20 protein-coding genes are annotated in these 25,820 nt (G+C 69.4%); 15 read left to right on the forward strand and 5 right to left on the reverse strand.

Annotation, left to right across the window (positions count from 1 at the left end):
* From KCG34_RS12750 to KCG34_RS12770, 5 genes are read left to right on the forward strand one after another with little or no spacing between them, the layout of a single operon-like run.
* Nucleotides 1-3,150 (forward strand): efflux RND transporter permease subunit, encoded by a 3,150-nt coding sequence (locus tag KCG34_RS12750; RefSeq protein ID WP_211936029.1) that lies wholly within the window; start codon nucleotides 1-3, stop codon nucleotides 3,148-3,150.
* The gene (locus KCG34_RS12755) at nucleotides 3,147-4,619 is read left to right on the forward strand and encodes an efflux transporter outer membrane subunit (protein ID WP_211936030.1); all 1,473 of its coding nucleotides are present in this window, start codon (nucleotides 3,147-3,149) and stop codon (nucleotides 4,617-4,619) included. Before KCG34_RS12750 ends, KCG34_RS12755 begins: the two co-directional genes overlap by 4 nt.
* Nucleotides 4,620-4,678: 59 nt before the next feature.
* A complete protein-coding gene (locus KCG34_RS12760) occupies nucleotides 4,679-5,599 on the forward strand; it encodes an efflux RND transporter periplasmic adaptor subunit (protein WP_211936031.1) in 921 nt (306 codons plus the stop codon).
* Nucleotides 5,596-8,685, forward strand: a complete 3,090-nt coding sequence (locus KCG34_RS12765; protein ID WP_211936032.1) for an efflux RND transporter permease subunit — start codon at nucleotides 5,596-5,598, stop codon at nucleotides 8,683-8,685. The genes KCG34_RS12760 and KCG34_RS12765 overlap by 4 nt, the downstream gene beginning before the upstream one ends.
* A 6-nt stretch (nucleotides 8,686-8,691) precedes the next feature.
* The gene (locus KCG34_RS12770) at nucleotides 8,692-9,225 is read left to right on the forward strand and encodes a DUF1003 domain-containing protein (protein WP_211936033.1); all 534 of its coding nucleotides are present in this window, start codon (nucleotides 8,692-8,694) and stop codon (nucleotides 9,223-9,225) included.
* A gap of 1 nt (nucleotide 9,226) precedes the next feature.
* Here the strand turns inward: KCG34_RS12770 and KCG34_RS12775 are convergent, their stop codons facing one another.
* Entirely contained in the window at nucleotides 9,227-10,207 is a 981-nt protein-coding gene (locus KCG34_RS12775) for an NADPH:quinone oxidoreductase family protein (protein ID WP_211936034.1), read from the reverse strand.
* 87 nt (nucleotides 10,208-10,294) lie between these two features.
* Nucleotides 10,295-11,188, reverse strand: coding sequence for a formylglycine-generating enzyme family protein (locus KCG34_RS12780; RefSeq protein WP_249138012.1), 894 nt, complete (start codon nucleotides 11,186-11,188; stop codon nucleotides 10,295-10,297).
* A 129-nt stretch (nucleotides 11,189-11,317) separates the two neighbouring features.
* On the opposite strand from KCG34_RS12780, the gene KCG34_RS12785 reads away from it, so the two are divergent.
* The 3 genes from KCG34_RS12785 to KCG34_RS12795 all read left to right on the forward strand — a co-directional run bounded on the left by KCG34_RS12785 (nucleotide 11,318) and on the right by KCG34_RS12795 (nucleotide 18,661).
* A complete protein-coding gene (locus KCG34_RS12785) occupies nucleotides 11,318-12,685 on the forward strand; it encodes a sulfatase family protein (protein ID WP_211936036.1) in 1,368 nt (455 codons plus the stop codon).
* A 179-nt stretch (nucleotides 12,686-12,864) separates the two neighbouring features.
* The gene (locus KCG34_RS12790; protein WP_211936037.1) at nucleotides 12,865-15,207 is read left to right on the forward strand and encodes an ATP-binding protein; all 2,343 of its coding nucleotides are present in this window, start codon (nucleotides 12,865-12,867) and stop codon (nucleotides 15,205-15,207) included.
* A gap of 151 nt (nucleotides 15,208-15,358) precedes the next feature.
* Nucleotides 15,359-18,661 (forward strand): PAS domain S-box protein, encoded by a 3,303-nt coding sequence (locus KCG34_RS12795; RefSeq protein WP_211936038.1) that lies wholly within the window; start codon nucleotides 15,359-15,361, stop codon nucleotides 18,659-18,661.
* Nucleotides 18,662-18,692: 31 nt separating this feature from the next.
* Here KCG34_RS12795 and KCG34_RS12800 read toward each other — a convergent pair whose 3' ends face one another.
* Nucleotides 18,693-19,094 carry a c-type cytochrome gene (locus KCG34_RS12800; RefSeq protein WP_211936039.1) on the reverse strand — a complete coding sequence of 134 codons (402 nt, stop codon included), beginning with the start codon at nucleotides 19,092-19,094 and terminating at the stop codon, nucleotides 18,693-18,695.
* Nucleotides 19,095-19,129: 35 nt separating this feature from the next.
* A complete protein-coding gene (locus tag KCG34_RS12805) occupies nucleotides 19,130-19,675 on the reverse strand; it encodes a Rid family hydrolase (RefSeq protein WP_249138013.1) in 546 nt (181 codons plus the stop codon).
* Nucleotides 19,676-19,872: 197 nt separating this feature from the next.
* Between KCG34_RS12805 and KCG34_RS12810 the strand changes: the two genes are divergently transcribed.
* From KCG34_RS12810 to KCG34_RS12835, 6 genes are all read left to right on the forward strand, one after another.
* Complete coding sequence (locus KCG34_RS12810) at nucleotides 19,873-20,493, forward strand: DUF2076 domain-containing protein (RefSeq protein ID WP_211936040.1); 621 nt, start codon at nucleotides 19,873-19,875, stop codon at nucleotides 20,491-20,493.
* 255 nt (nucleotides 20,494-20,748) lie between these two features.
* Complete coding sequence (locus KCG34_RS12815) at nucleotides 20,749-21,354, forward strand: response regulator (protein WP_211936041.1); 606 nt, start codon at nucleotides 20,749-20,751, stop codon at nucleotides 21,352-21,354.
* A 41-nt stretch (nucleotides 21,355-21,395) separates the two neighbouring features.
* Nucleotides 21,396-21,905 carry a hypothetical protein gene (locus KCG34_RS12820; protein WP_211936042.1) on the forward strand — a complete coding sequence of 170 codons (510 nt, stop codon included), beginning with the start codon at nucleotides 21,396-21,398 and terminating at the stop codon, nucleotides 21,903-21,905.
* Nucleotides 21,906-22,076: 171 nt separating this feature from the next.
* Nucleotides 22,077-22,463, forward strand: coding sequence for a DUF2089 domain-containing protein (locus tag KCG34_RS12825; RefSeq protein ID WP_211936043.1), 387 nt, complete (start codon nucleotides 22,077-22,079; stop codon nucleotides 22,461-22,463).
* Nucleotides 22,460-22,720, forward strand: coding sequence for a hypothetical protein (locus KCG34_RS12830; RefSeq protein WP_211936044.1), 261 nt, complete (start codon nucleotides 22,460-22,462; stop codon nucleotides 22,718-22,720). Before KCG34_RS12825 ends, KCG34_RS12830 begins: the two co-directional genes overlap by 4 nt.
* A 13-nt stretch (nucleotides 22,721-22,733) precedes the next feature.
* Nucleotides 22,734-23,150 carry an SHOCT-like domain-containing protein gene (locus KCG34_RS12835; protein WP_211936045.1) on the forward strand — a complete coding sequence of 139 codons (417 nt, stop codon included), beginning with the start codon at nucleotides 22,734-22,736 and terminating at the stop codon, nucleotides 23,148-23,150.
* Nucleotides 23,151-23,153: 3 nt separating this feature from the next.
* Here the strand turns inward: KCG34_RS12835 and rsmD are convergent, their stop codons facing one another.
* Entirely contained in the window at nucleotides 23,154-23,729 is a 576-nt protein-coding gene (rsmD, locus tag KCG34_RS12840; RefSeq protein WP_211936046.1) for a 16S rRNA (guanine(966)-N(2))-methyltransferase RsmD, read from the reverse strand.
* Between the two features lie 84 nt (nucleotides 23,730-23,813).
* Between rsmD and KCG34_RS12845 the strand changes: the two genes are divergently transcribed.
* Nucleotides 23,814-25,808, forward strand: a complete 1,995-nt coding sequence (locus KCG34_RS12845; RefSeq protein WP_211936047.1) for an alpha/beta hydrolase family protein — start codon at nucleotides 23,814-23,816, stop codon at nucleotides 25,806-25,808.
* The last annotated feature ends 12 nt before the right edge of the window (nucleotides 25,809-25,820 follow it).

Below are 25,820 nucleotides of genomic sequence, written 5' to 3' on the forward strand. Positions count from 1 at the left end.
GTGAACGCCATCATCGCTTTTGCGCTGCACCGGCGCGTCATGATGCTCGTGCTGCTGGCCGTGGTCCTGGCGGCTGGCGCCTTCGCCTTCAGCCGGCTGAACATCGAGGCCTATCCTGATCCCGTCCCGCCCCTGGTGGAGGTGGTGACCCAGGCCAATGGTCAGTCGGCCGAGGAGATCGAGCGCTACATCACCATCCCGATCGAGATCCAGATGGCCGGCATCCCGCATGTCGCCAGCGTGCGCACGGTGTCGCTGTTCGGCCTGTCGGACGTGAAGATCCAGTTCAGCTACGACTTTTCTTACGATGAGGCGGAGCAGCGGGTGATCAACCGGCTGTCGCAGCTGCCGCCCCTGCCAAACGGCGCCCAGCCACAGATCTCGCCGGAAAGCCCGATCGGCGAGATCTACCGTTATCGCCTGACAGGTCCGCCCGGTTATTCGGTGACCGACCTGAAGACCCTGCAGGACTGGGTGCTGCAGCGCCGGTTCAAGGCCGTACCCGGCGTGATCGACGTCACCGGCTGGGGCGGCAAGACCAAGACCTATGAGGTGGTCATCGACAAGAACGCCCTGACCGCGCACGGCCTGACCCTGTCGCAGGTGCTGCAGGCGGTGGGCGACAGCAATGCCAATGTCGGCGGCCAGACCATCAATTTCGGCCCGCAGGCGGCGATCGTACGCGGGGTGGGCCTGGTCCATTCCATGGACGACCTACGCCGCACCATGCTGACCAGCGCCAATGGCTCGCCGGTGCTGCTGCAGGATGTCGCCAGCGTCGAGATCGGCCACCAGCCGCGCCTGGGCATAGCCGGCCAGGATCACGACGACGACATCGTCGAGGGCATCGTCCTGATGCACCGCGGCGAGAAGAGCATGCCGACCATCCGCGCCGTCGAGGCCGAGGTCGAGCACATCAACGGCTCGGGCCTTTTGCCGCCCGGCGTGCACATCGAGAAGATCTACGACCGCAGCGACCTGATCGCGGTGACCACCCACACCGTGCTGCACAACATGGTGTTCGGGATCGTGCTGATCTTCCTGGTCCAGTGGCTGTTCCTGGGCGATCTGAGGAGCGCGGTGATCGTCTCGGCCACCATCCCCTTCGCCCTGTTCTTCGCCATACTGATCATGACCCTGAGGGGGGAGTCGGCGAACCTGCTCTCTGTCGGCGCCATCGACTTCGGCCTGGTGGTCGACGCCACCGTGATCATGGTCGAGAGCATCTATCGCAACCTGGCCGAACTGACGCCCATCGATGGCGACAGCAGACGCGGCCTGCGGGCCAAACTGACCACCATCGCCGACGCGGCGATGCAGGTGAACAAGTCGATCTTCTTCTCCGCGGCGATTATCATCGCCAGCTTCGTGCCTCTGTTCACCTTGACCGGGGTCGAGGGCCACATCTTCGGCCCCATGGCCAAGACCTACGCCTATGCGATCGCCGGCGGTCTCCTGGCCACCTTCACCATCACCCCGGCGCTGAGCGGGCTCCTGCTGCCCAACAACGTGCGCGAGGTGGACACCCCGCTGGTGGCCCTCCTGAGACGGCTCTACGACCCCGTGCTGCGCTGGGCCCTGGCCAACCGGCTGCTCACCCTGGGCGGCGCCAGCCTGGCGGCGATCCTGGCGGTCGCGGCCGCCGCCTCCCTGGGGCTTGAGTTCATGCCGCATCTGGAGGAGGGCAATTTCTGGATCCGCGCCGACATGCCCGCCTCGGTCTCGCTCGAAGCCAGTGACGCCTATGTCAACCAGATGCGGGCGGTGATGATGCAGTTCCCCGAGGTGCAGACCGTGGTCTCGCAGCACGGCCGGCCCGACGACGGCACTGACGCCACCGGCTTCTTCAACGCCGAGTTCTTCGTGCCCCTGAAGCCCTTCGACAAGTGGCCGGCGGGCGTGGACAAGGTCAAGCTGACAGAACAGCTGAACCAAGCCCTGACCCGGCGTTTCCCTGGGGTCGACTTCAACTTCTCGCAGACCATCGAGGACAATGTCGAAGAGGCCGCCTCGGGGGTGAAAGGCGAGAACTCGGTCAAGCTGTTCGGCCCCGACCTGAGGACGCTCGAGCGCACCGCGGGCCAGATCAAGGCGGCGATGGCCCAGGTCCCGGGCGTCACCGACCTCGCCGTCTTCACCTCGCTCGGCCAGCCGACGGTGGAGATCGAGGTCGATCGCGGACGGGCCGCGCGCTACGGCCTGACGCCCGGCATGATCAATGGCGCCGTCCAGACCGCAATCGGCGGCCAGGCGGCCGGCAACCTCTATGAGAACGGCAGCGATCGGAACTTCCCGATCATGGTGCGCCTGGCGCCGCAGTACCGGACCAGCCTGCAGGCGCTGGCCAGCCTGAACGTCGGCGCACCGGGCGCCAACGGCGGCGTGACCCAGGTCCCGCTAGGCGACGTGGCCAACATCCGCTTCGTCAAGGGCGCCGCCTTCGTCTATCGCGAGAACCAGGAACGCTACATTCCGATCAAGTTCAGCGTCCGCGGCCGCGACCTCGGCGGCGCCGTCACCGAGGCGCAGAAGAAAATCGCCCAGATCGTCCATCTGCCTGGCGGCTATCACCTGGAATGGGTCGGGGAACTGGGCGAACTGAAGGAGGCGCTCCAGCGTTTCGAAGTGGTGGTGCCGGTCAGCCTGCTGCTGATCGGGGTCCTGCTCTTCATTCACTTCTCGTCGATGGTCGACACCCTCCTGGCAGCCAGTGTGATGCCGATGGCGTTGATCGGCGGGATATTCACCCTCTACGTCACCAAGACGCCGCTCAGCGTGTCGGCGGCTATCGGCTTCATCGCCCTGCTCGGCATTTCCACCATGAACGGAATCATCGTCCTCTCATCCTTCGACCAGCGGATCGGTGCGGGCATGCCGCGGAGCGAGGCGATCTTGAAGGCGTGCGAAACGCAGCTCAGGCCCGTGATCATGACCTGCATGGCCGCCTGTGTAGGCCTTTTGCCCGCCGCGATCTCGACCGGGATCGGCTCGCAGGTGCAAAGGCCGCTGGCCCTGGTGGTGGTGGGCGGTATCCTCTTGGCCCCCGTCCTCATCCTGATCGTGCTGCCGGTGCTGATCGACCTCTATTCCCAGCGCGGCCGATCCTTCGCTCAACCGGGCGCGCGGGCCGAGGCGAGGGGCGCGGAATGACCCGGACCCGTTCCCTCTTCGCCGCCCTTGCCACCCTGCCGATCGCGGCTTGCGTCGTCGGCCCCGACTACCACGCTCCCGTCACCCCCAAGGTCGAGGGCTATCAGAGCGCGCCCCTGCCGCCGGCCACCGCAACAGCGGACACCGAAGGCGGAGCCGCGATCCGGCTGACCCAGGGCGCCGATCCCGAGGCGCGCTGGTGGACGGTGTATGGCTCCGCTGACATCGACGCGCTGGTGGACCAGGCGTTGAAGGCCAATCCGGACCTGAAGTCTGCCCAGGCGGCGCTGAAGGCGGCGGAGGAGGCCTACTTTGCCCAGCGCGCCGCCATCTGGCCCACCGTCTCGGCCGGCTACAATCTGCAACGGCAGAAGACCGCTGCGGTGGAAGCCTCTCCGCTCGCGTCCAACGCCGAGACCTTCACCCTGCACACCACCCAACTCAGCATCGCCTATGCGCCCGACGTGTTCGGCGGCCTCAAGCGCCAGGCGGAGTCTGCCGAGGCCCAAGCCGAAGCCGCGCGCTTTCAGGCCCGGGCGGCCTATGTGACCCTGACCGCCAATGTTGTGCAGGCGGCGGTGCAGGAAGCCGCGCTGAAGGACCAACTGGAGGCGACCCGGGCGTTGATCGCCGACGGGCGCACGCAACTGGACCTGATGCGCCGCCAGAAGGAGCTGGGCGAAATCTCCGGCGCCGACGTCGCCGCCCAGGAAACCGCCATCGCCCAGCTGGAACAGAACCTGCCTCCCCTGGAGCGCCAGATCGGCCAGCAGCAGGACCTCCTGGCCGACCTGACCGGCCGCTATCCCAGCCAGGTCCCGGACAGCCCGCTGACCCTATCGAAGCTCAGCCTGCCGGCTGAGCTCCCCGTCAGTCTGCCCTCGGCCGTGGTCGCGCACCGACCAGACATCCAGGCGGCCGCGGCCAACCTGCACGTCGCCAGCGCCAATGTCGGCGTCGCCGTCGCCGCCCGTCTGCCGAGCTTCACCCTGAGCGCGGCGGCCGGTGGGGCAGGCACCGACCTCTCCAACCTGTTCACCCATGGCGACGAGTTCTGGAGCCTGGGACTCGACGCGGCCCAGACCGTATTCGACGGCGGGGCGCTGAAGCATAAGCAGAAGGCCGCCGAAGCTCTCCTGGATCAGGCCGAGGCCCAGTATCGCAGCACAGTGCTGTCGGCGTTCCAGAACGTCGCCGACTGCCTCGCCGCGCTGCAGGCGGATTCGCGGACCCTGGCCGCGGCCGCCGCGGCCGAGCGGTCTGCGCGAACCAGCGTGGACCTGGCGCAGAAGCAGCAGGAGGCGGGGCAGACCAGCAGCCTTGCGGTCCTGGCCGCGCGCCAGGCCTGGCGGCAGGCCCGGCTGGTGCGCCTCCAGGCCGAGGCCGCCCGCTATGCCGACACCGTCGCCCTCTACCAGGCCATGGGCGGCGACGGGTGGCGGCAGGCCGCGTGGAAGGCCGAGCAGTGACCGTCACGCGATCCGTGTATTGTCCGGCGGATTGCCTTTAAGGGGAGCGATTCGAGGCGATGACGCCGATCTTGCGTCGATGGGGAGCCGCCGCCCTCGCGCTTCTGGCCGCGGGGCCGGCGCTGGCCGATTCCGCGCCGACGGTAGCGCTCTCGCCCGATCAGCAGCGCCGCCTTGGCGTGGCGGCCAAGCCCCTGGCCGCAGCGCATCACGTCAAGAAGACCGACGCCTTCGCCAAGGTGCTGGACCCTGAGCCGCTGGTGCAGCTGGCCTCGGACCTCGCCACCGCCGAAGCCGCCGCAAGAGCCTCATCGGCCGAGGCCAAACGCGCCCGCGCGCTGCAGGTCGGCGGCGCAGCCATGGCGGCCAAGGACGCCGAGGCGGCGATAGCCCAGGCCGAGAGCGACGCCCTGCATGTGGACATGCTGCGCCGCCGGCTGGACCTGGAATGGGGTCCCGGCGTCGCGCGGATGAGCCCGGCCAAGCGGCGGCGGCTGATCGACGGTCTGACCGCGGGCAAGATCGCCCTGGTCCACGTTGACACCCATAACAATGAGGGCCAGGCCGGCGCGCGAAAAGTCGAGATCAGCGTCGGCCCGGACAATGTGCCCGGAACCGTGCTCGGTCCCACCCGCGCCGCCGAGCCGCGGCTGCAGTCATCCGGCCTGCTGGTCGAGGTCGACGGCCCGTCGGCCATCCTGCTCTCGGTGGGCCTGACCCAGAGCGCCGAGATCGACTCCCCCGATTCCGTAACGGGCGTCGACCTGCCGCGCGGGGCGATCGTGCGCATGGATGGCGGCGACTGGGCCTATGTGCGGACCTCGGACAGCGCCTTCGAGCGCCGGCGCGTCGACCAGCCAGAGGGCGACGATGACGGCCTGTTCGTCGCCTCGGGCTTCAAGCCGGGCGACCAGGTGGTGGTCCAGGGCGCCGCAGCTCTACTGGCCGCCGAAACGGGCCGCGGGCGGTCCCGGCCTTGAGCCCTCTCTCCAGCCTGGTCCGCTTCGCCCTCGCCCGCCCGAGGCTGATCCTGGCCGCTTTTCTCTGTCTCATCCCCCTGGGTTTTCTGGCCCTGAGGGACCAGCGGGTCGAGCTGACGCCGAACCTAGCCCCCGCCGAATTCCGCATCGACGCCGAGGCGACCGGCCTCGACGCCCAGCAGGTCGAACAGACCGTGACCCGGCCGATCGAGACCGCCGTCCTGGGCGCCGCCGGCGTGCAGCATGTTCGGTCCAAGTCGCTGCAGGGCCTGTCGCTGGTTATCGGCGAATTTGCGGAGGGCGCCGACCAGTCACGTGTGCGCCAGGCCCTGCAGGAACGTTTGGCCAGCCTGCGGGATTTGCCGGCCAGCGTGCCTGCGCCCGTGCTCGAGCCCCCTGCGGCGGCGGACGCCGATGTGCTCGAGGTCGGCTTCACCTCCGACAAACTCGATCCGATGGCCTTGCGCGACCTGGTGCAATGGACCATTCGCCCCAGGCTTCTGGCCGTTTCCGGCGTGGCGCAGATCCGGCTCTATGGCGGCCAGGTCCGGCGGCTGGAGGTGCGGGCGCGGCCCGGCGACCTGGCGGACAGCGACCTCGGCTTCCTCGACATCATCGCCGCCGTGCGGCGGGCCACCGGCGTGGCCGGCGCCGGCTTTATCGACACCCCAAGCCAGCGGGTGCCGATCGAGCCGCATGGCCAGGCCGAGACCGCCGACGAGGTCGGCGCCGGGCAGATCCAGACCTCCGGAAATGCGCCGGTGCGGATCGCGGATGTCGCCGACGTGACCGAGGCCCCGGCGCCGGTGGTCAGCGACGCGGCGGTCGATGGCAAACCCGCCGTCGTGCTGGTGGTCGAGCGGTTGCCCGAGGCCAATGCGATCGAGACCACCCGGACGGTCGAGCAGGCGCTGCAGCAGATGCAGCCGCTGCTGGCTGGTCAAGGCGTCACGGCGCGGACAGATCTCGATCGGCCTGCGGACTTCACGCTCAGCGTGATGAAGGGGTTGATGTGGGACCTCCTGATCGGCTTGGCCCTGGTGGCGGTGGCCCTGCTGCTGATCCTGCGCGAACCGCGCTCGGTGCTGCTGGCCCTGGTCACCATTCCCGCGACCTTTGCGGTCTCCCTGATCGCCCTGAAGCTCCTGGGCTGGTCGGTGAACGCCATGACCCTCGGCGGCCTCGTGGTGGCGCTGGGCCTGGTGATCGACGATGCGGTGATCGACATCGAGGACATTGCGGCCCGCCTGCGCGACGCCGAGGCGCATCATCGCGGCCGGGAAGAAGCCCTGCTGGCCGCCTCGCGCGAAGTGCGCGAGCCCCTGGTGTACGGCGCCCTGGCGATGGAGGCGGCGCTGGCGCCCCTGCTCTGGGCAGGCGGCCCGACCGGAACGCTCTTGGCGCCGCTGGCCGGCGCGATCATGACGGCCATCGCAGCCTCTCTGCTGGTCACCCTGACCCTGACCCCCGCCCTCGCTGCGGTGCTGATCAAGGGTGGAGGGGCCAAGCCGACGCCGCGGGCGGTTCACCGACTGCGCGACCGACTGCTGCGCCGCCTGCCCGGCTTCGCCGAGCGGCCCATCATCGCCCTGGTCGCCGGCGTGGCCTGCCTCGCCATCCTGGTCGGTTTGGCGCTTTCATTCCGCGCCGAGTTTCTGCCGGGCCTGCATGACGAACATCTGGTCGTCCGCCTACGGACGGCGGGAGGGATTTCGCCCGACGCCGCCGCAGATCTCGACCGACGGATCGCGGCGGACCTGAAAGCCGAGACCGGGATCCGCGCCGTGACCGAGACCCTGGGCCGCAGCCTGTTCGGCGGCGACGCGGCCGGGCTGGACGAGGCGCGCTTCGACCTGGACCTGACCCCGAAGCTGTCCGCCTCGGCGCAACGGGATCTTGCGCAGCGCCTTCGCCGCCGTCTCGAGTCCCTCCCCGGCGTTGAGCCCACGGTCGCCTCCCGGTTCGAGGCCAGCCAGCTGTTCCAGGGCGCCGATGCGCCGCTGCAGGTGGTGCTGTTCGGTCGCGATCCACAGGTGCTCGACCAAGCCGCGGGGCAGGTGGGCGACATGCTGAAGAGGCAGAGCGCGGTGGCCAGTATCTCCCCCTCCGCGTCGGTTGACCTGCCGACCGTGCGGGCCGACCTCGACTTCAATCGCCTGGCCATTTTCGGCCTCTCCGCCGCCGACGTGCTCGACACCGTGCAGGCCGCCTTCGCGGGCGAGACCCTGGCCCGGATTTACCAGGGGGACCGAGCCGAAGACCTGGCCATCACCGCCCAGGCCGACCTGCGGCGCGATCCGGAGGCGATCGGGCGGCTGTTGCTGCGCTCAACCTCGGGCTTCGCGGTGCCGCTGAAGAGCGTGGCCAAGGTCTATCTGACCGATGAGCCGGCGGAGATCGCCCATGAAGCCGGCCAGCGCGTGGCGGTCGTCGGCGCTGAGGCCAAGCCCGGCCTGCTGGATCGGCTCGCCGCCGAAACCCGGGCGGCGATGGCCCAAACCGCCCTGCCCGCCGGCGTCTATTCCGAGCTCAGGGTGAAGGATTCCGCCGAAACCCTCTGGCGGCCGCTGCGCCTGGCCTATGGGCTCGGCGCCGTCCTGCTGATCGGCTTTCTGACCATCGCCTTCGACGTCAGGACGGCGAGCCTGGCGATCGTCGCAGCCGCCTTCAGCTGGGTCGGATGCGCCCTGGCCATCGCCGCCCTGGGCGGTGTGGTGACGGTGGGGACCACGGCGGGCCTGGCAGCGGCCTATGGCTTCGGCCTGCGTGGCGCGATCCTTCTGCTCAGCCGCATGGAGGATCGGGTGCGACAGGGCGGCGCGACCTGGTCGACCGCCGCCGTCGACCATGCGACCCGCGAGCGCGCCGTGCCGCTGGTGGTCGCCACCCTGCTGCTGATCCTTGCCCTGGCCCCGCTGGCCTTGAGCCTCAATTCGCCCGGCCACGAGATACTGGCGCCCATGGCGGTGGTGATCATCGCCGGCGCCATTGCCGGAACCCTCGGCAATCTCGCACTGTTGCCCATCCTGGCCTGGCGGTTCTGGCGACCGCAGCCGGCCCCGCCCCAAGCCTCAAACGGAGACTAGGCTGCCATGAACCGTCCAGACCTCAGGCATGAACTGCGGGACGCCGAGGCGGCCCTGTTGCTGGAGCTGCGCCGCGTGCGCCGGGGCCTCCGGCAAACGGGTCAAGCCGGCGGCCAATCCCTCACGATCGGCCAGAAGGTGGCCGACACGGTGGCCGCCGGCATGGGATCCTGGGCCTTCATCATCATCCAGTCGACGATCCTGCTGCTCTGGATCATCGCCAACGTCACGGCCTGGATTCAGCACTGGGACCCCTATCCCTTCATCCTCTTGAACCTGGCCCTGTCGTTCCAGGCCGCCTATGCGGCGCCCTTCATCATGATGAGCCAGAACCGACAGCAGGACATCGACCGCAAAGCCGCCGAGCACGACTACCAGATCAACATAAAGGCGGAGCTGGAGATCGAACTACTGCACCAGAAGATCGACCAGCTGCGCGAGACCGAGATCATTCGGCTGACGGAAACGGTCCGCGACCTCAGCCAGCTGCTGGCGCGCTCGGGCCTGTGCCCCGCGCCGGAAGGCGAGAAGGACGCTTAGGCTAGAGGCTGGCGACCTGGAGCACGGTCTTGCCGAGGCCCTGGCCGGTCAGCGCGAACTCGAGCGCCGCGGCATAGGCCTCGAAGGGGAAGGTGCGGCCGACCGGCGGGGAAAGCTTACCCTCGCCGACCCAGCCCAGAAGTTGGTCCAGGTGTGCGCGGCCGTGCTCGGCCTCGAACAACAGGAACTGGCGCACATCGACGCCCACGAGGGCCGCGCCTTTCATCAGCGTCAGGTTGGCCGGCAGGGCCGGGATCGGCCCGCCGACGAAGCCCAAGACCAGATGGCGCCCGCGCCAGCTCAGCGAGCGGAAGGCCGGCTCAAACAGGGGGCCGCACACAGGGTCGAACACCACGTCCGGTCCCCGCCCGCCGCAGGCCGCCTTCAGCCGGTCGCGCCAGCCCTCGGGGGCGGTGTCGATGACCTCGTCGCATCCGAGCTCGCGGCAGAAGGCCCGCTTCTCCTCGCTCGAGGCGGCGGCCACGACCCGGGCGCCCATCAGCTTGGCCACCTGGACCCCAGCCGCGCCCAATCCACCGGCGGCGCCCAGCACCAGGACGGTCTCGCCCGGCTGCAGGTTCGCCCGGTCGGCGAGGCCGTGCAGGGCGGTGACGTAGTTGATGTGGAAGCCGGCGGCCTGGGCGAAGGCCATGGCGCCGGGGATCCGTCGCACGGCGGCCGCGGAGGCCAGTGCGTATTCGGCGAAGCCGCCGCGGACCGTCGCCATCACCCGATCGCCGGCCGCGATCCCGGGCACTTCCGGCCCGACGCTCGCGACCACGCCGCCCACCTCCTGGCCGGGGGTATGCGGCAGGGGCGGTTTGACCTGATAGCGGCCGAGGGAGACCAGGGCGTCCACATAGCCGACGCCGCAGGCGGCGACGCGGACCACCACCTCGCCTTGCCCTGGCTGAGGGATTTCGGCCTCGACAAGCCGATAGTCGTCGATCGACGTAAGGGCCTGGGCCTCGACCTTGCGCATTGAGCCACCTCCTGTTTCGCCTTCGGTAGGGCGTTCCCGCGGCGTCAGTCGAGGCCATTTGGGCGACTGGCGGCGCGCTGGAGCCGCTCAGCCCCGGACGACGCAGCGAAAGCCGATGTGGGTCGTGGCCGTGTCTTCCATCTGCGGCTGACGCGCGGCGGGGCGATAGCGGTCGCAATAGCTCTCATGGCAGAGGTGCGAGCCGCCCTTGACCACCCGCCGGGGGATTCGGACGCCCGGCAGGTCGGGATCGTAGCTCGCCTCCGCGGTCGGGCCGCAGCAGCCCGCGGGACCTGAGGCGTAGTAGTCGCGGGTCCATTCCCAGACATTGCCGATCATGTCGTAGAGGCCGAGCCCGTTGGCCGGAAAAGCCCCCACCGGCGAGGTGCGCTCAAAGCCGTGGGCGGCGTCGTTGCGGTGCGGAAAGGCGCCGGTCCAGCTGTTGGCCATCCAGCGGCCGCCGGGCCGGCGTTCCTCGCCCCAGGCATAGGTCGCGCGCTCCAGGCCGCCGCGGGCCGCATATTCCCACTCCGCCTCGCTCGGCAACGCCTTGCCGGCCCAGGCGGCGTAGGCCAGGGCGTCCTCGTAGGCGACACAGACCACGGGATGGTCGAGCCGCCCCCGATAGACCGACCCCTCGCCCTCGGGCTTCAGCCAGAAGGCGCCCGGGACATAGGCCCACCACGCCGACCAGTGCGCGGCGCCGGGGCCGCGCGGCGGGCGGAACACCATGGCGCCTGGCTTCAGCCGTTTGGAGTCGATCCCAGGATAGCGCGCCGGGTCCATCGGCCGCTCGGCCACGCTGACGTGACCGGTCTCCCGCACGAAATGGGCGAACTGGCGATTGGTGACTGGGTGGGGGTCGATGCGGAACGCTCCGACCTCGACCCGGCGCACGGGCGCTTCCTCCGGATAGTGGCGATCGTCGCCCATCCAAAAGGCTGCGGCGGGCAGGGCGATCATGTCGTCGTCGGGCGTCATCCCCTTCATCCTGCCACAGCCGAAGCCCGCCGTTTACGGTCCGACATCGTTGAAATCTGCTCGCACACGGCGAATGGTGCTGGGTAACGGTCGGCCCGCACACGGCGAGGTCAAAGGGAGAAACGACGGATGCGACGCCGTGAGGTCCTGAAGGCTTCGGCGGCCCTGGCCGCAGCGCTGCTGCCCGCCGCTAGCGAGGCCGCGCCGGCCCGGCCGCCGAACATCGTCCTGATCCTCTGCGACGACCTCGGCTACGGCGACGTCGGCGCCTTCGGCGGCAAGATGATCCGTACGCCGAACATTGACCGGCTGGCGGCCGAGGGCGTCGCCCTGACCGACTACTACGCGCCGGCCAATCTCTGTACGCCCTCGCGCGCGGGCCTTCTGACCGGACGCTATCCGATCCGCACCGGCCTCGGCTACGAGGTCATCATGCAGAACGACGACCGGGGCCTGCCCCTGTCCGAGGTCACCATCGCCAGGGCGCTGAAGCCGGACTACGCCACCGCCCTGTTCGGCAAATGGCACCTGGGCCACAGAGGCGAGGCCTGGCCGCCGACCCGCCACGGCTTCGACCGCTTCTTCGGCATCCCCTACAGCCACGACATGGCGCCCCTGTCGCTGTTTGAGGCCCAGGTCGGATCTGACGAGGTGAAGTCTTCCCCGGTCGACTACCCGACCCTGCAGCAGCAGTTCTACGAACACGCCGAACGTTTCATCGAGGACAATCGCGAGCGGCCGTTCTTCGTCGAACTGGCCCTCAGCGCCCCGCACCTGCCCGAGCATCCGCACGCGCCGTTCAAGGGGACCACGCCGGCCGGGACCTATGGCGACGTGGTGGCCGAGATCGACTCCCTCGTCGGGCGGCTGATGGCCAGGCTGAAGGACCTCGGCCTGGAACGGAACACCCTGGTGGTCTTCACCTCTGACAACGGCCCCTGGTTCGAGGGCTCGGCCGGCGGCTTTCGCGAGCGCAAGGGCGGCGGCGGGTTCGACGGCGGCTATCGCGTGCCGTTCATCGCCCGGATGCCGGGGACCATCCCCGGCGGGCGGCGGGTGGATTCGATCGCCTCGGGTATCGACCTTCTGCCCACCTTCTGCGCCATGGCGGGCCGCCCGATCCCGCCGGGCGTCGAGTTGGACGGCAAGGACATCACCCAGGTCCTGGTCGCCGGCGCCCCCTCGCCGCACGACCAGATCGTGCTGTTCGACAACGAGAACGTGGTGGGCGTCCGCACCCAGCGCTGGAAGTACATCGGCGCGGCCTATTACCGGGGCCTGATGATGCCCATGGCCCTTATGGGATATCAGGAACTCTATGACGCCAGGGCCGACCCGGCCGAAAGCTACAGCGTCGCCGAGACCTATCCGGACGCGGCGGCGGAGATGAAGGCCAGGCTGGACAAGGCCAAGGCCGAATTCGCGCCGCTCAAGCACAAGGACATCCCGCCGGTGTTCAAAGCCCTGCATCAGGCCCTCGAGCACATGGAGGACTGACCCGCGGCGCAGCGGTCACGGTTCCGCAAAATCGACGCCCCGCGACCTTCGGTCTCGGTTTCGGCGGGCCGGCTTGAGCCCAAGATCACGGCTTGCAGCCTATCAAGGCGCAGCATGGGGCTCAGTCCATCCGTTCGCGGGCAATGAAACCGGTCCAGTCGATCAGGCTCAGAGTTCAAGTGGTCGTCGGCCTGCTGGTCGCCGTGCTGGTGACCATGTGCGCCGTCGCCGCCCATCACGCCTATCAGAGGCGGCAGCAGGCAGAGCGCGTGCTGGCCGTCACCGAGGCCTCGCGCGATCTGTTCGCGGCGATGAACACCTTCCGCCTGGAGCGCGGCGCCACCAACAACCGGCTGGTGCAGACCCCGCCTCAGACACAGACCGACATCGCCTTCCGCCGCTGGCTGAGGGTGCGCGACGAGGGCCAACTCGGCGCCGGCCTGGCCAAGCTCGCGGTCCTGGACCCCAAGGGCGACACCTTCGGGCGAGCCGCCATCCTGGACCGTCTGCAAGCCGTTCGGGCGCTTCGCGTGACTACCGACGCCGACCTCGCGCGCCCGTTCGCCCAACGCTCGCCGGCCCTGCCGCCCCAGTGGATGGTGGCCGCGACCGCCCTGACCGACGCCCTGGCCGACACCGGCGATCGGCTGGTGGCGGCGGTCGGCCAGGAAGATCCCGTGGTCGTGCGCATGATGACCACGGGCCAGCTGGCCTGGGCCGCCCGCGACGCCGCCGGCACCGACATGCTGCTCCTGGGCCAGCAGGCCGCGATCGGCAAGCCGCTGGACGCCCGTCAGATCGACCAGCACAGCAACCTCACCGGCCGGGTCGACGCTCACTGGTCGATGCTGCAGACCAGCGCCCGGGCGCAGCATGCGCCGGCGGCCCTGACGGCGGCGATCACGGCCGCGGATTCCGCCTATTTCGTGCGCGAGCGGGCCATGCGCGCAGCGATCCTGGAAGCGCTGATCGCCGGCCGGCCGTCGCCCTATACGCTCGACCAGGAGCGGGTGATCGACACCGAGGGCCTGTCCAGCCTGATGAGCGTTGCGGCGACCGCCTTCAACCTGGCCGCAGAGCGCGCCCAGCGGCAGGCCGAGGCGGCGCAGCAGGAGTTCTACGCCACGCTCGGCGTGATGCTGGTCTCGATCGGCGCCGGGCTGGTCGCCATCCTGTTCGTCGGCGGCCAGGTGCTGCGGCCGATCGGGCGCATAACCGAGGCCATGCGGGCGGTGGCCGAAGGCGACCTGGCCCATCCCATTCCCGACGCGGAGCGGCCTGACGAGGTCGGCGACCTGGCCCGGGCCCTGCGCGTGTTTCGCGAGAACGCCGTGGCCAAGCAGCGGGCCGACGCCGAGCTGCTGTCCAGCCGCATCGCCCAGGAGGCCGCCGAGGCCTCGGCCCAGGCCAAGGCCGAATTCCTGGCCAATATGAGCCACGAGATCAGAACCCCGCTCACCAGCGTGGTCGGCTTCGCTGGCCTCTTGGCCAAGACCCCGGACCTACCCGAGCGGGCCCAGGCCTACGCCCAGAGGATCGTCACCGGCGGCCACGCGCTGCGCGCGCTGGTCAACGACATCCTCGACTTCTCGCGCATCGAGGCGGGCCAGGTCGAGCTGGAGCCGGCCCCGCTTTCGCCGCTGGCCCTCCTGACGGATACGGTCGAGCTGATCCGCCCAGAGGCCGAGGCCAAGGGGCTGAGCCTGACGTTGCAGGCCTCGGATCCGCTGCCGGCCCAGGTGCTGGCCGACGCCGAGCGCGTGCGCCAGGTGCTGCTGAACCTGATCGGGAACGCCATCAAGTTCACCCATGACGGCGCGGTGACCGTGGAAGCCGCCTATCGCGCCGGGGACGGCCGGTTGTTCATCCGGGTCAGGGACACCGGGGTCGGGGTCTCAGCCGAACATCGCGGCCGGCTGTTTCAGCGCTTTTCGCAGATCGACGCCTCCAACACCCGCCGCTATGGCGGCGCCGGGCTGGGCCTGGCCATCTCCAAGGGCCTGGTCGAGCTGATGGGCGGCGAGATCGGTGTCGAGAGTCTGCGCGGCGGGGGCTCGGTGTTCTGGTTCAGTATCGAGGCGCCAGCGATCGAGGCTCCGCCCGCGCCCTCCGGAGACGTCCCGGAGGTCGCCGTCGGCCCGCTGCGCATCCTGGTGGTGGACGACGTGGCGGTGAATCGCGAGCTGGTCAGCGCCCTGCTCTCGCCCTTCGACGCCACGCTCAGCGAAGCCGCCAACGGCGCCGAAGCGGTCGAGGCGGCCAGCCGAAGCGGCTTCGACTTGATCCTGATGGACCTGCAGATGCCGGTCATGGACGGGCTGGCGGCCACGCGCGCCATCCGCGCCTCGTCGAGCCTGAACGCAGACACCCCGATCCTGGCGGTCAGCGCCAATGTGATGGCGCCCCAGGTCGAGGCCTGCCGCGCCGCCGGTATGAACGACCACGTGGCCAAGCCGATCGATCCCACGGACCTGCTGAACAAGATCGGGCAATGGGTCTCGGCGGCGGCCCCGGCGGCCTGATCCCCTATCGCCCAGATTGAGCCTTTAGGGCCCAAACCAGGACCATTGGTCGCGGCGCGCCGACGACTTGGTAACGGCATCTACAGCCCCTGCGCTCAAAATGAGTCGAACACGACAGAGCGCCGTCGCAGGACAGGAAGGGCTTAAAAGGGTGAGTTCGGGCGTCGAGACCTCGCAGCCACGGAGTCGCGCTCGGGAGGGCCTGGACCTGTGGCTGGTCGGCGGAGCAAGCTTTCTTCTGTCTCTCGCCAGCCTGCGGTTCATGCGCGAGTTCAACCACGTCGCAGCGGTCTGGCCGGCCAACGCCGTGGTGCTGGCCGCCATGTTGCGCGCGAATGGCCGCCAGTGGCCAGCCCTGGCGGCGGCGGGCTTTGCGGGCATGGTCGCCAGCTCGGCCCTGCAGGCCTCGACCCTGTGGGGGCCGATCGCCCTGCCCCTGTGCAATATCCTCGCGGTCGTGATCTGCGCCTGGGGGCTGCGCAGGGCGACCAGCCGCGGCTTCGACCTGACTCGTGGCCGAGATCTGCTGTTGTTCACCGGCCTTGCCGGCGTGGCGGCGCCGGCGGTCTCGGCGCTGCCGGCGGCGGCCTTGCTGCATCTGCTGGACGGGCGAAGCTTCGCCGCCGACTATGGCGCCTGGTTCGCCTCGCGCGCGCTCGGGCTGCTGGTGGTGACCCCGGCGCTGCTGGCTTTCGAGGCGGCCGACCTGTCGGCGCTGAGGCGCAAAGGCCGGCTGTGGCCTTGCCTGGGCCTGTTCGGCCTGTTGCTGGCGGTTCTGGCCGGGGTGTTCGCCCAATCGCAGTTCCCCTTCCTGTTCCTGGTGATGCCGGCCCTGATGCTGATCACCTACCAGCTCGAACTGTCCGGCGGCGCGCTCGCCCTGATGATCACCGCCGTCGCGGCCACCGGCCTGACGATCCTGGGCTACGGCCCGGTGACCCTGGTGCGCAGCAGCCTCGGCGACCGTCTGATCGTGCTGCAGATCTTCCTGTTCGTGGAGACTGTCAGCGTGCTGGCCACCGCGGCCGTGCTGGGTCACCAGCGCCGCCTGGCCCGCTCGCTGCGCGAGGCCCTGGACGAGACCGAGCAGGCGCGGACCCGCGCGGTGGAGAGCCAGCGCTGGGCGCAAATGGCGGAAGAGATCGCCGGGGTCGGAAATTGGCGCATGGATGTCGAGACCGGAGAGGTGATCTGGTCCGAAGAGATCTTCCGCATCTACGGCCTGGATCCGTCCCGGGGCGTGCCGCCCATGGACCAGGTGGTGGGGCTCTACCACCCCGCCGACCGGACCCTGATGGTGAAGAACTTTCTGGCCGCCCAGCGCGAAGGCCGGCCCTTCAGTTCCGAAGGGCGCGTGCGCTGGCCCAGCGGCGAGGTCCGCAGCGTGGTCGCACGCGGCGCGGCTGAACTGGGCCCCGACGGCCGGGTTCGCGCGGTGTTCGGCGCCTTCATGGATGTCACCGAGGCCCGGCGCGCCGAAGAGGTGCTGCGCCAGAGCGAGGAGCGCTATCGGCTGCTGGCCGACAAATCGAGCGACATCATTCTGCACGCCGAATTGTCCGAGAGCGAGGGCTATCGCCTGAGCTATGTCAGCCCGGCGGTGGGTCCCGTGCTGGGCTGGACCGAAACCGAATTTCTGGAGGAGATGGTCGACCTCGCCCTGGTTCACCCGGAAGACCTGTCTGGTGTCCGGCAGGCTCACCAGGCGCAGATCGCGGAAGGGCCGGGCGCGGCGCCCCGCCCGAATCTGTTCCGCGCACGGCATAGGGATGGACGCTGGGTCTGGCTGGAGGGCAAGCCGACCTTCACCTTCGACCTAGAGACCGGGCGGGCGCGCGGGCTGGTCACCGTGGTGCGCGATGTCACCGCCCAGAAGGCGGCGGACGACGCCATCCATCGCAGCGAGCAGCGCTATCGACTGCTAGCCGAAAACGCCACCGACATCATCGCCCAGATGGACGCCACCGGAGCCATCACCTTCATCACCCCGGCCTGCGAGGCGGTGCTGGGTTATGCGCAGGACGAGATGATCGGCCAGCGGCCGATGGAGATCATGCACCCCGACGACAAGCCGCGGATCCAGGCGATCATGGAACGACTGATCGCCGCCGGCCCCGACACCGAACCGCTCACCCTGCAGTACCGGGTCCAACGCAAGGACGGGCGCTGGATCTGGATCGAGGGCCAGCCCACGGTGATGTTCAACGCCCGCGGCAAGCTCATCGGTTCGCAGGACGTGGTCCGGGACATCACCGACCGCAAGGAGACCGAGTTCGAACTGGCCCGCGCGCGTGAGGCGGCCGAGGCGGCGGCGGTCGCCAAGAGCGACTTCCTGGCCAATATGAGCCACGAGATTCGCACGCCCTTGACCGCGATCATAGGCTTTTCCGGCCTGCTGCAGGACGTGGACGGCCTGCCGGGCGACGCTCAGCTTTACGTCAAGCGCATCGTCAACGGCGGCCAATCGCTGCTGACCGTGGTCAACGACATTCTCGATTTCTCCAAGCTCGAAGCCGGCCAGGTGGAGCTGGATCCCCAGCCGTTCGACCCGGCGGGCTTCGCCGAAGGCGCCCTGGCTCTGGTGGAGGCCCAGGCCGCCAGCAAGGGGCTGAAGACCCGGCTGCGGCTCGATCCCGACCTGCCGGCGGGCCTTTTGGCCGACAGCTCGCGCCTGCGCCAGGTGCTGCTGAACCTTCTGACCAACGCCATCAAGTTCACCGACCGGGGCGAGGTCTCGATCGCCGCCGGCTACGAGGCCGACCGCTTCAGCCTGGCGGTGAGCGACACCGGGTCCGGCATCCCCGAGGACAAGCGCGACCGCCTGTTCGAGCGCTTCTCCCAGGCCGACAGCTCGGTCAGCCGCCGCCATGGCGGCACCGGCCTGGGCCTGGCGATCTGCCGCAACCTCGTGGAGCTGATGGGCGGGGAGATCGAGGTCGAGTCGCAGGAAGGCCGGGGCTCGACCTTCCGCTTCTGGATCCCGGCCGCGGTCGCGGCCCTGCCTTCGGCTGCGCCGCGCGCCGCGCCACAACCCGAGACGGACGCGCCGGCCGCCGCGCGCATCCTGGTGGTGGATGACCTGGCGGAGAACCGCGAATTGGCGCGCGCGCTGCTGGAGGCCCTGGGGCACGAGGTCGATGAGGCCGACGGCGGGCAGGCGGCTATCCAGTGCGCCATCGCCGGGCGCTACGACCTGATCCTGATGGATATGCAGATGCCGGGCATGGACGGCCTGGCCGCCACCCGCGCCATCCGCCAGAGCGCCGAGCCGAACCGCACGACGCCGATCCTGGCCCTCAGCGCCAATGTGATGGCCGACCAGGTGAGCCAGTGCCATGCGGCGGGGATGAACGACCACATCGCCAAGCCGATCCGGCTGGAGGAGCTGGTGGCCAAGGTGGCGTACTGGACGCGCGCCGCTGGCGGCGACGAGGTGATGTCCGACGTCGCCTGATCGCCAGCGGCGGCGCCGCCATCGTTGACGATCAGTGCGCCTGCAGGCTCGGCGGGCCGGTCTCGGCCTTGAACTTGGCGCGCTGGTCGGCGACCACCGCAACGGTTACCGGCTCTGCCTTGTTGCCCCAGGACGAGCGGACGTAGGTCAGAATCTGGGAGATCTGATCGTCGGTGAGGTCGTTGGCGAAGCTGGGCATGCCGCCGCGGCCCCGCAGGACCACGCCGGCCGCCTGGGCCGGCGGGCCCTGGACGAAGACATCGCCGGCCAGGGCCGGGAAGGCGCCCGGTATGCCTTGGCCCTGAGGCTGGTGGCAGGCCGAACAGTTGTCGGCGAACATCTGGGCGCCGGGCGGATCGGCCCGCCCCGGCGCCGCGGCGAGCAGGACCGCCGACAAGCCGCCGGCGACGGCGATCCAACTGACAGACTTCATGCGTCGCTCACTCCTTCGGCTCATCCAAGGCCAGCTCAATGCTTGGTCCGCGCGGCGACCACCTCGACCTCTACCAGGGAGCCGGGCCCTGCCAGGGCGCTGACCTGGACCGTGGTGCGCGTGGGACGATTGGGCTGGTCGGCCGTGCCGAACACCTTCTTGTAGGCGGCGTTCCAACCGGCGAAATCCATGACGCCGCCCTTGGCCGGGTCGCCCACCAGGTAGACGTGCATGCTGACCACGTCGCCCGGGCCGAGGCCCTGGCTCTTGAGGTTGTCGACGATCAGCTTCAGCACGGCGTCGCCCTGGGCCTCGGTGGCCCCGTTCGCAGGGGCGTCCTTGGGCGGAGGCACGGCCGCGCCGCTGAGGAACACCAGGTCCGAGCCGGCCGGCACGGTGATGTTTGAGGCGAACAGCGCGGTCGGGGCGGCGTAGTTGCGCTGCACGTCGGCGGCGTGGGCGGCCGGAACCAGAGCCAGCGCGGCGATGGCGGGCAGGGCTATAGAGACGAGTTTCAGCATTCGTTTCCTCGCTTCGGCGACAGGTCCGGCCAGGTTGGTCGAGGCCGGTTGTGCTGTCATGCGGACTGTCGGGACCACCCCGACGAAGGCCGCAGCGGGGCGACCATGCCACGCCTGAGATCGATTTGCAGCTCAGCATGCGCAAGGCGTCGCCAGAAGGCCTCGGCCCTGGCGCCGTCGAATAAGCATCGCCACATCTTGGTCATCGAACGGCGCCATCAGATGGCGCAACGAACCGCCTTGGAGCCGACTAGCCCATGACACCCGACGAACGCGCCCTTCTGACACGGTTTCTCAGCGACCTGACCCAGATCCGCGGCGCGGCCAAGGACCCGGAGGCCGAGAGCCTGATCAACCAGGCGATCGCAACCCAGCCGGACGCCGCCTATCTCCTGGTGCAGCACTCCCTGCTGGCCGACCAGGCCCTGCACACCGCCCAGCAGCGCATCGCCGAGCTCGAGGCCCGGCTGCAGGCGCCCGCCCCGCAGCCGCAGGCGAGCTTCCTCGGCGGCGCGGCCTCGCCCGGGCCGCAACCCTGGGCCCAGCCCCAGCCGGCCTATCAGACCGCCGTCCCGCCGACCCAGCCGGCCGGCTTCTTCGGCGGCGGCGCTCCAGCGGCGCCCGGCGGCTTCGGCTCGTTCCTGCGCAGCGCCGGCACGACGGCGGCGGGGGTGGCCGGCGGCGCCTTCCTGTTCGAGGGCCTGTCCAACCTGTTCGGCGGCGGTCATTCGGGCGGCTTCTTCGGCGGCGGCTATGGCGGCGGCTACGGCCAGCCCGTGGAGAACGTCACCATCAACAACTACGGTGACGATGGCGACTACGGCGGCGGCGACGACGGCGGCTGGTCGGACGACGATTCCAGCGACGACTACAGCTGAACCACCTTCCCGCGCTGTCCGGCCGCAGGGCTTTTCTCGCGGTTGCAGGTTAACACCCCAGCGACAATTCGCGCCTTAATTTGGGTAGTGCCAGTCCTTCGACTCGCTGTCATACCTAGCCTGCGGCCTGCGCCGCCCGGTGACGTTGAGGCGTTGTTGAGATTGGCGGGGCTATAGTCGGCGGGCGGCGTTGGGCTCTTTCGACCAGCCTCACGCCGCCAGTGCGAACCTTACCCTGCTTCGGGAGACTCTGGGTTGGTCGACTTACCCTATCGCGCGACGGACCGGATCAACCTGTCCAGCGCCGAGATCATGCTGATCGATCCCAGCAAGGATGGCATGTCCATCCTGACCCAGATGTTCGCGGGATTTGGCGTCCATACGCCGCATTGCTGTTCGAGCGCCGCCGAGGCAATGGAAGTCATCAGGAAGCGGGACATGACGATCATCATCGTCGACACCGTGCTGCCGGACATGACTGGCTATGAATTCGTCCGCTCGCTTCGCCGCAGCAAGATCAAGCCGAACTGCTTCGCCCCGGTGATCCTGATGTCGGGCCATACGCCGCGCTCGATGGTCCTGGAAGGGCGCGACTGCGGGGCCAATTTCGTCATGGCCAAGCCGATGAATCCCATGACCATGCTCAAGCGCATCATGTGGCTGGCGACCGAGACCAAGGACTTCATCACCTCGCCCGACTATGTCGGCCCCGACCGCCGCTTCCAGCGCCTGGGCCCGCCGCCGGGCAAGGCGGGGCGGCGCAAGACCGACCTGTCGGCGACCGTGGGCCTGGCCACCGGCCCCGATCTGTCGCAGACGGAGATCAACCAGCTGTTCAAGCCGACCAAGGTCAACCTGTGACCGACGCTCCTCCCCCTTCCCGCAGCGAAAGCGCTCCGCCGTTGAACCAAGGCCACAACATCAAGGTGAAGAACCGGCTGGGCGAGATGATGCGTCAGCCTGGCGGCCGCTCGGTGATCGAGGCCCTGAAGGGCGCGCAAAAGCGGCTGGAGAAGCTGTCGCCCGACCTTCTGAAGAGCCTGGACAAGGCTATCGCGCGGCTGGACGCCGGCGCCTCGGCTCTGCACGACCCGCCGGACGAAAAGGCCCTGAGCGAGGTCTACCAGGCCTCGAACGAGATCATCGCCCTGGCCGGGCTGGTGGGCTATGCGCCCATCGACGAGGTGGCGCACGGCCTTTGCGAGTTGATCGACGCCTTCCTGACCGAGGGCCAGTGGAACGACCAGGCGATCCGCGTGCACATCGACTCGGCCCAGCTCCTGCGCACCCTGCCCCCCACCGACAAGGATGCGCGCGAGCGGGTGCTGGACGGCCTGCGCAAGGTCTGGAACCGCTTTGGCGTGCGCCAGCCCGCGCCGCCGCCGCCTCAGGCCGAAGACGCAGCCAAGTAGGGCGCTCGCCCTTCGAAATCCCGCTTTTTTGAGCCCTTCCCTCGACGAGGGAAGGGCTTTTTACATTGCGATTTTCAAGATTTTTCGCGCATTCAGTCACAAAATTAAAAATATCAATTGCGAAATTGAATTTGTTTAACCATGTTGGCTCCAGCTTCAGGAGACCCAAGCATGGCCGACAGAGGCGCTTCGCCGCGCGACTGGCATGAGCTGACCGAACTGACCGGCGGCGCGCCGATCATCGTCGAGCGCGTGCGCCTGGCGGCGAAGGACATCGTCATCGAGGGCGCCTTCGAGCCGCCGCAGCTGGCCCAGCTGTCCGCCGACGACCAGGTGTTCATCGCCGCCTTCATCCGCAGCCACGGCTCGATCAAGGAGATGGAGCAGGTGTTCGGGGTCAGCTATCCGACCATCAAGGCGCGGCTGAACCGCCTGGCCGGGCAGCTCAGCTTCATCGAGGTCGATCCCCGCCCTGCCCGCACCGATGTGCTGGACCGCTTGTCCCGCGGCGAGATCGACGCCGACGAGGCGGTGCGCCTCCTGGAGGGCCGCCGATGATCCCCCTGCTCGCTGTGGTTCACGTCCGCAACGGCCACGGGCCGATGCTGCGCCTGTGGCTGCCCCTGATCCTGGTCTGGCTCTTGATCGCGCCGCTGGTGATCCTGGCCCTGCCGATCGCGATCTTCATCGCCCTGGTCCTGGCCATCAATCCGTTCCCTCTGCTGGGCGGCCTGTGGAGCCTGCTCAGCGCCGCCCGCGGGACCTGCGTCGACGTCAAGAGCCCCGACGCCTCCGTCCTTGTCCGCATCGTCTAGAAGGAAGCTCACCATGCACGAAGAGCGCCGCCGCATCCTGCAGATGCTGGCCGACCAGAAAATCACCGCCGACGAGGCCGAGCGCCTGATCGGGGCCCTCAGCGCCGAGCCCGCCGCACCGACCTCCGAACCGCCGGGGCGCAAGCCGAAATACCTGCGGGTGCTGGTCGACACCGACGAGACCGAGGAAGGCCCGACCAAGGTCAATATCCGCGTGCCCATGCAGCTTCTGCGCGCCGGTGTGCGGCTGGGCGCCCTGATCCCGGTCCACGCCCGCGAGCCGGTGAACCGGGCTTTGAGCCAGCAGGGCATCGACTTCGACGTCGGCCAGATCAAGCCCGAGAACCTGGAGGAACTGGTCGAACAGCTCAGCGACCTGACCGTCGATGTCGACCAGGAGCGCACCAAGGTGCGGGTGTTCTGCGAGTAGCGGCTACGGCGCCTTGAGAAACAACACCCGCGCCGCGCCATAGCGGCGATCGTCGAGACGCTCGAAGCCGGGCGCCTCAAGCTCGGCCTCATCGGCGCCGCGCTCGAACACCACCAGGGCGCCCGGCGCCAGCCAGCCGCCGGCTACGAGATGCTCCAGCGCCTTTTCCCCCAGGCCCTTGGCGTAGGGCGGATCGAGGAAGGCGAGGTCGAAGGCCGCGCCGTCGGAGCTCGGGCGAGGTCCTAGATCAGTCGCGTCACGCCGATGCACCCGGGTCCGCCCGAACAGCTCGCCCTTGGCGCCAAGGGCCTCGACATTGTCGCGGATCGCCCCGCGCGCGGCGGCGTCGGTCTCGACGAACAGGCAGAAGGCGGCCCCACGCGACAGGGCCTCCAGCCCCAGGGCGCCGGAACCGGCGAACAGGTCCATCACTCGCAGCCCCTGCAGCCCCGGCGACCAGGGCGCGTGCACCAGCACGTTGAACAACGCTTCGCGCGCCCGATCCGAAGTCGGCCGCGTGCCCTGCCCTTCGGGCGCCGTGATGGCGCGCCCGCGATAGGCGCCAGCGACTATGCGCATTTGGTCCGCCCGCGCCCGAAATCGGCCATTGCGGCGCGGCGGGCTGAGCCTGATAATTTCCCGGCGTCGGTGGGAAGGATCGACATGGTGCGCAGCGTCCTGGGCTTAGTCGTGGCCGCCGTCCTGGCCTCGGCCGGCAGGGCTGCGTCTCTACAGCCCGCCCCGCCGCCCGTCGAGGACTATGGCCGCCTGCCGGCCATCGAGTTCGTCACCCTGTCCCCTTCGGGCGACCGCTACGCCTTCATCTCGACCGAGCACGGCCGCCGCCGGCTGGTGGTCGCCACGCCCGCGGGCCAGGTGCTGCAGGCCAACAGCCTGGACGAGCTGAAGGTGCGCGGCCTCGCCTGGGCCGGCGAGGATCACCTGCTGCTGCAGGCCAGCGCCACCGCCGACCTGGGCGGCCTTCGCCGCAGCGCCAAGCGCGAGTTGGGCGCGGTCATCGTGCTGGACCTGCCTCGCCGCCACAGCTTTACGGTTTTCAGCGCAGGCCGCGGGCGCCGTGTCACCCGGGCGGTGGATCATGACTATGGCGCTGCGGAGGTCGGCGGCCACTGGTACGGCTTCTTCGGCGGCTATCCCCTGGACCAGGCCGGCGAGCCGGGTCGCCGGCCGATCTCCGACCTGTATCGCGTCGACCTGGACAGCGGGGAAACCCTGCGCGTGGCCGAGGGCGGCCCCGACATCAAGAGCTGGCTTGTCAACACCAAGGGCGATGTGGCCGCGCGCCTGCTTTACGACCAGGCCGGCGGCGCCTGGCGGCTCGCCTCGGGCCCTGCGGGCGGCGAGACCATAGCCGAAGGACGCGAGCCCACCGGCCAGGTCGCCATACTGGGCTTCGGCAAGACGCCCGGCGAGATTCTGATCCGCGCCGGCGCAGCCCAGCACGATACGCTCGAGACCCTGCCCCTGGCCGGCGGCCAGGCGGCGCAGAGCTTCGACACCGACCAGGCCGGCAAGCCGTTGTTCGACCCCGAGACGCGCCTGTGGATCGGCTCCACGGGCGACGGCGAGCACCAGTCGGCGCAGATGTTCGCCCCCGAGCAGCAGGCGCGTCTGGTCAGCGGCGTCACCGCCTTTCCGGGCGCCCTGACGCGGCTGGTCTCTTACAGCAGCGGGATGCGGCGGATGATCCTGTTCACCATGGGCCAGAAGGATTCCGGAGCCTACTGGTTCGTCGACCTGGACCGCAGCTCGGCCACGCCGATCGGCCAGGAATATCCCAGCGTGACCGCCGACCAGGTGGGGCCGATGAGCTGGGTGAGCTACCAGGCGGCCGACGGGCTCGCCATGCGCGGGGTCCTGACCCTGCCGCCGGGGCGTGCGGCTACGGACCTGCCCCTGGTGGTGATGCCGCACGGCGGGCCGGAGGACCACGACCGGCCGCGCTTCGACTACTGGGCCCAGGCCTTCGCCAGCCGCGGCTATGCGGTGTTCCAGCCCAATTTCCGCGGCTCGGACGGCTCAGGCAACGCCTTCCGCGACGCCGGCTTCGGCCAGTGGGGCCGCAAGATGCAGACCGACATCTCCGACGGCGTGGCCGAGCTGGCCCGTCGGGGAATCGTCGACCCCAAGCGCGCCTGCATCGTCGGCTGGAGCTATGGCGGCTATGCGGCCCTGGCCGGCGTGACGGTGCAGCAGGGGCTCTATCGCTGTGTGGTCTCGGTGGGCGGGGTGGCCGACCCGGCCGCGTTCCTGGATTTCCAGCGCGACGCCAATGGCGCGGTCGGCGCGGTGACCCGGTTCTGGAAGCAATATCTGGGCGTCGAGGACGGGCACGAGGACGCCCTGAAGGCCATCTCGCCCGAGGACCTGGCCGCGCGCGCCGACGCCCCGGTGCTGCTGATCCACGGCCGCGACGACACCATCGTGCCCTACGCCCAGAGCGAGGCCATGGCGGACGCCCTGCGCCGCGAGCGCAAGCCGGTGGAGGTTCTCCCCCTGCCCGGCGCCGACCACTGGCTGCTGGAAGAACCGGCCCGCGTGGCGATGGTCAGGGCCTCGGTGGCGTTCGTACTGAAGAACGACCCGCCGGACGGGCTGGTGCAAAGCGCGCAGGCCGATACGGCCAAGCTCCATTGACGACGGCGGCGA

The sequence above is a fragment of the Phenylobacterium montanum genome, assembly GCF_018135625.1.
GTDB lineage: Bacteria > Pseudomonadota > Alphaproteobacteria > Caulobacterales > Caulobacteraceae > Poindextera > Poindextera montana.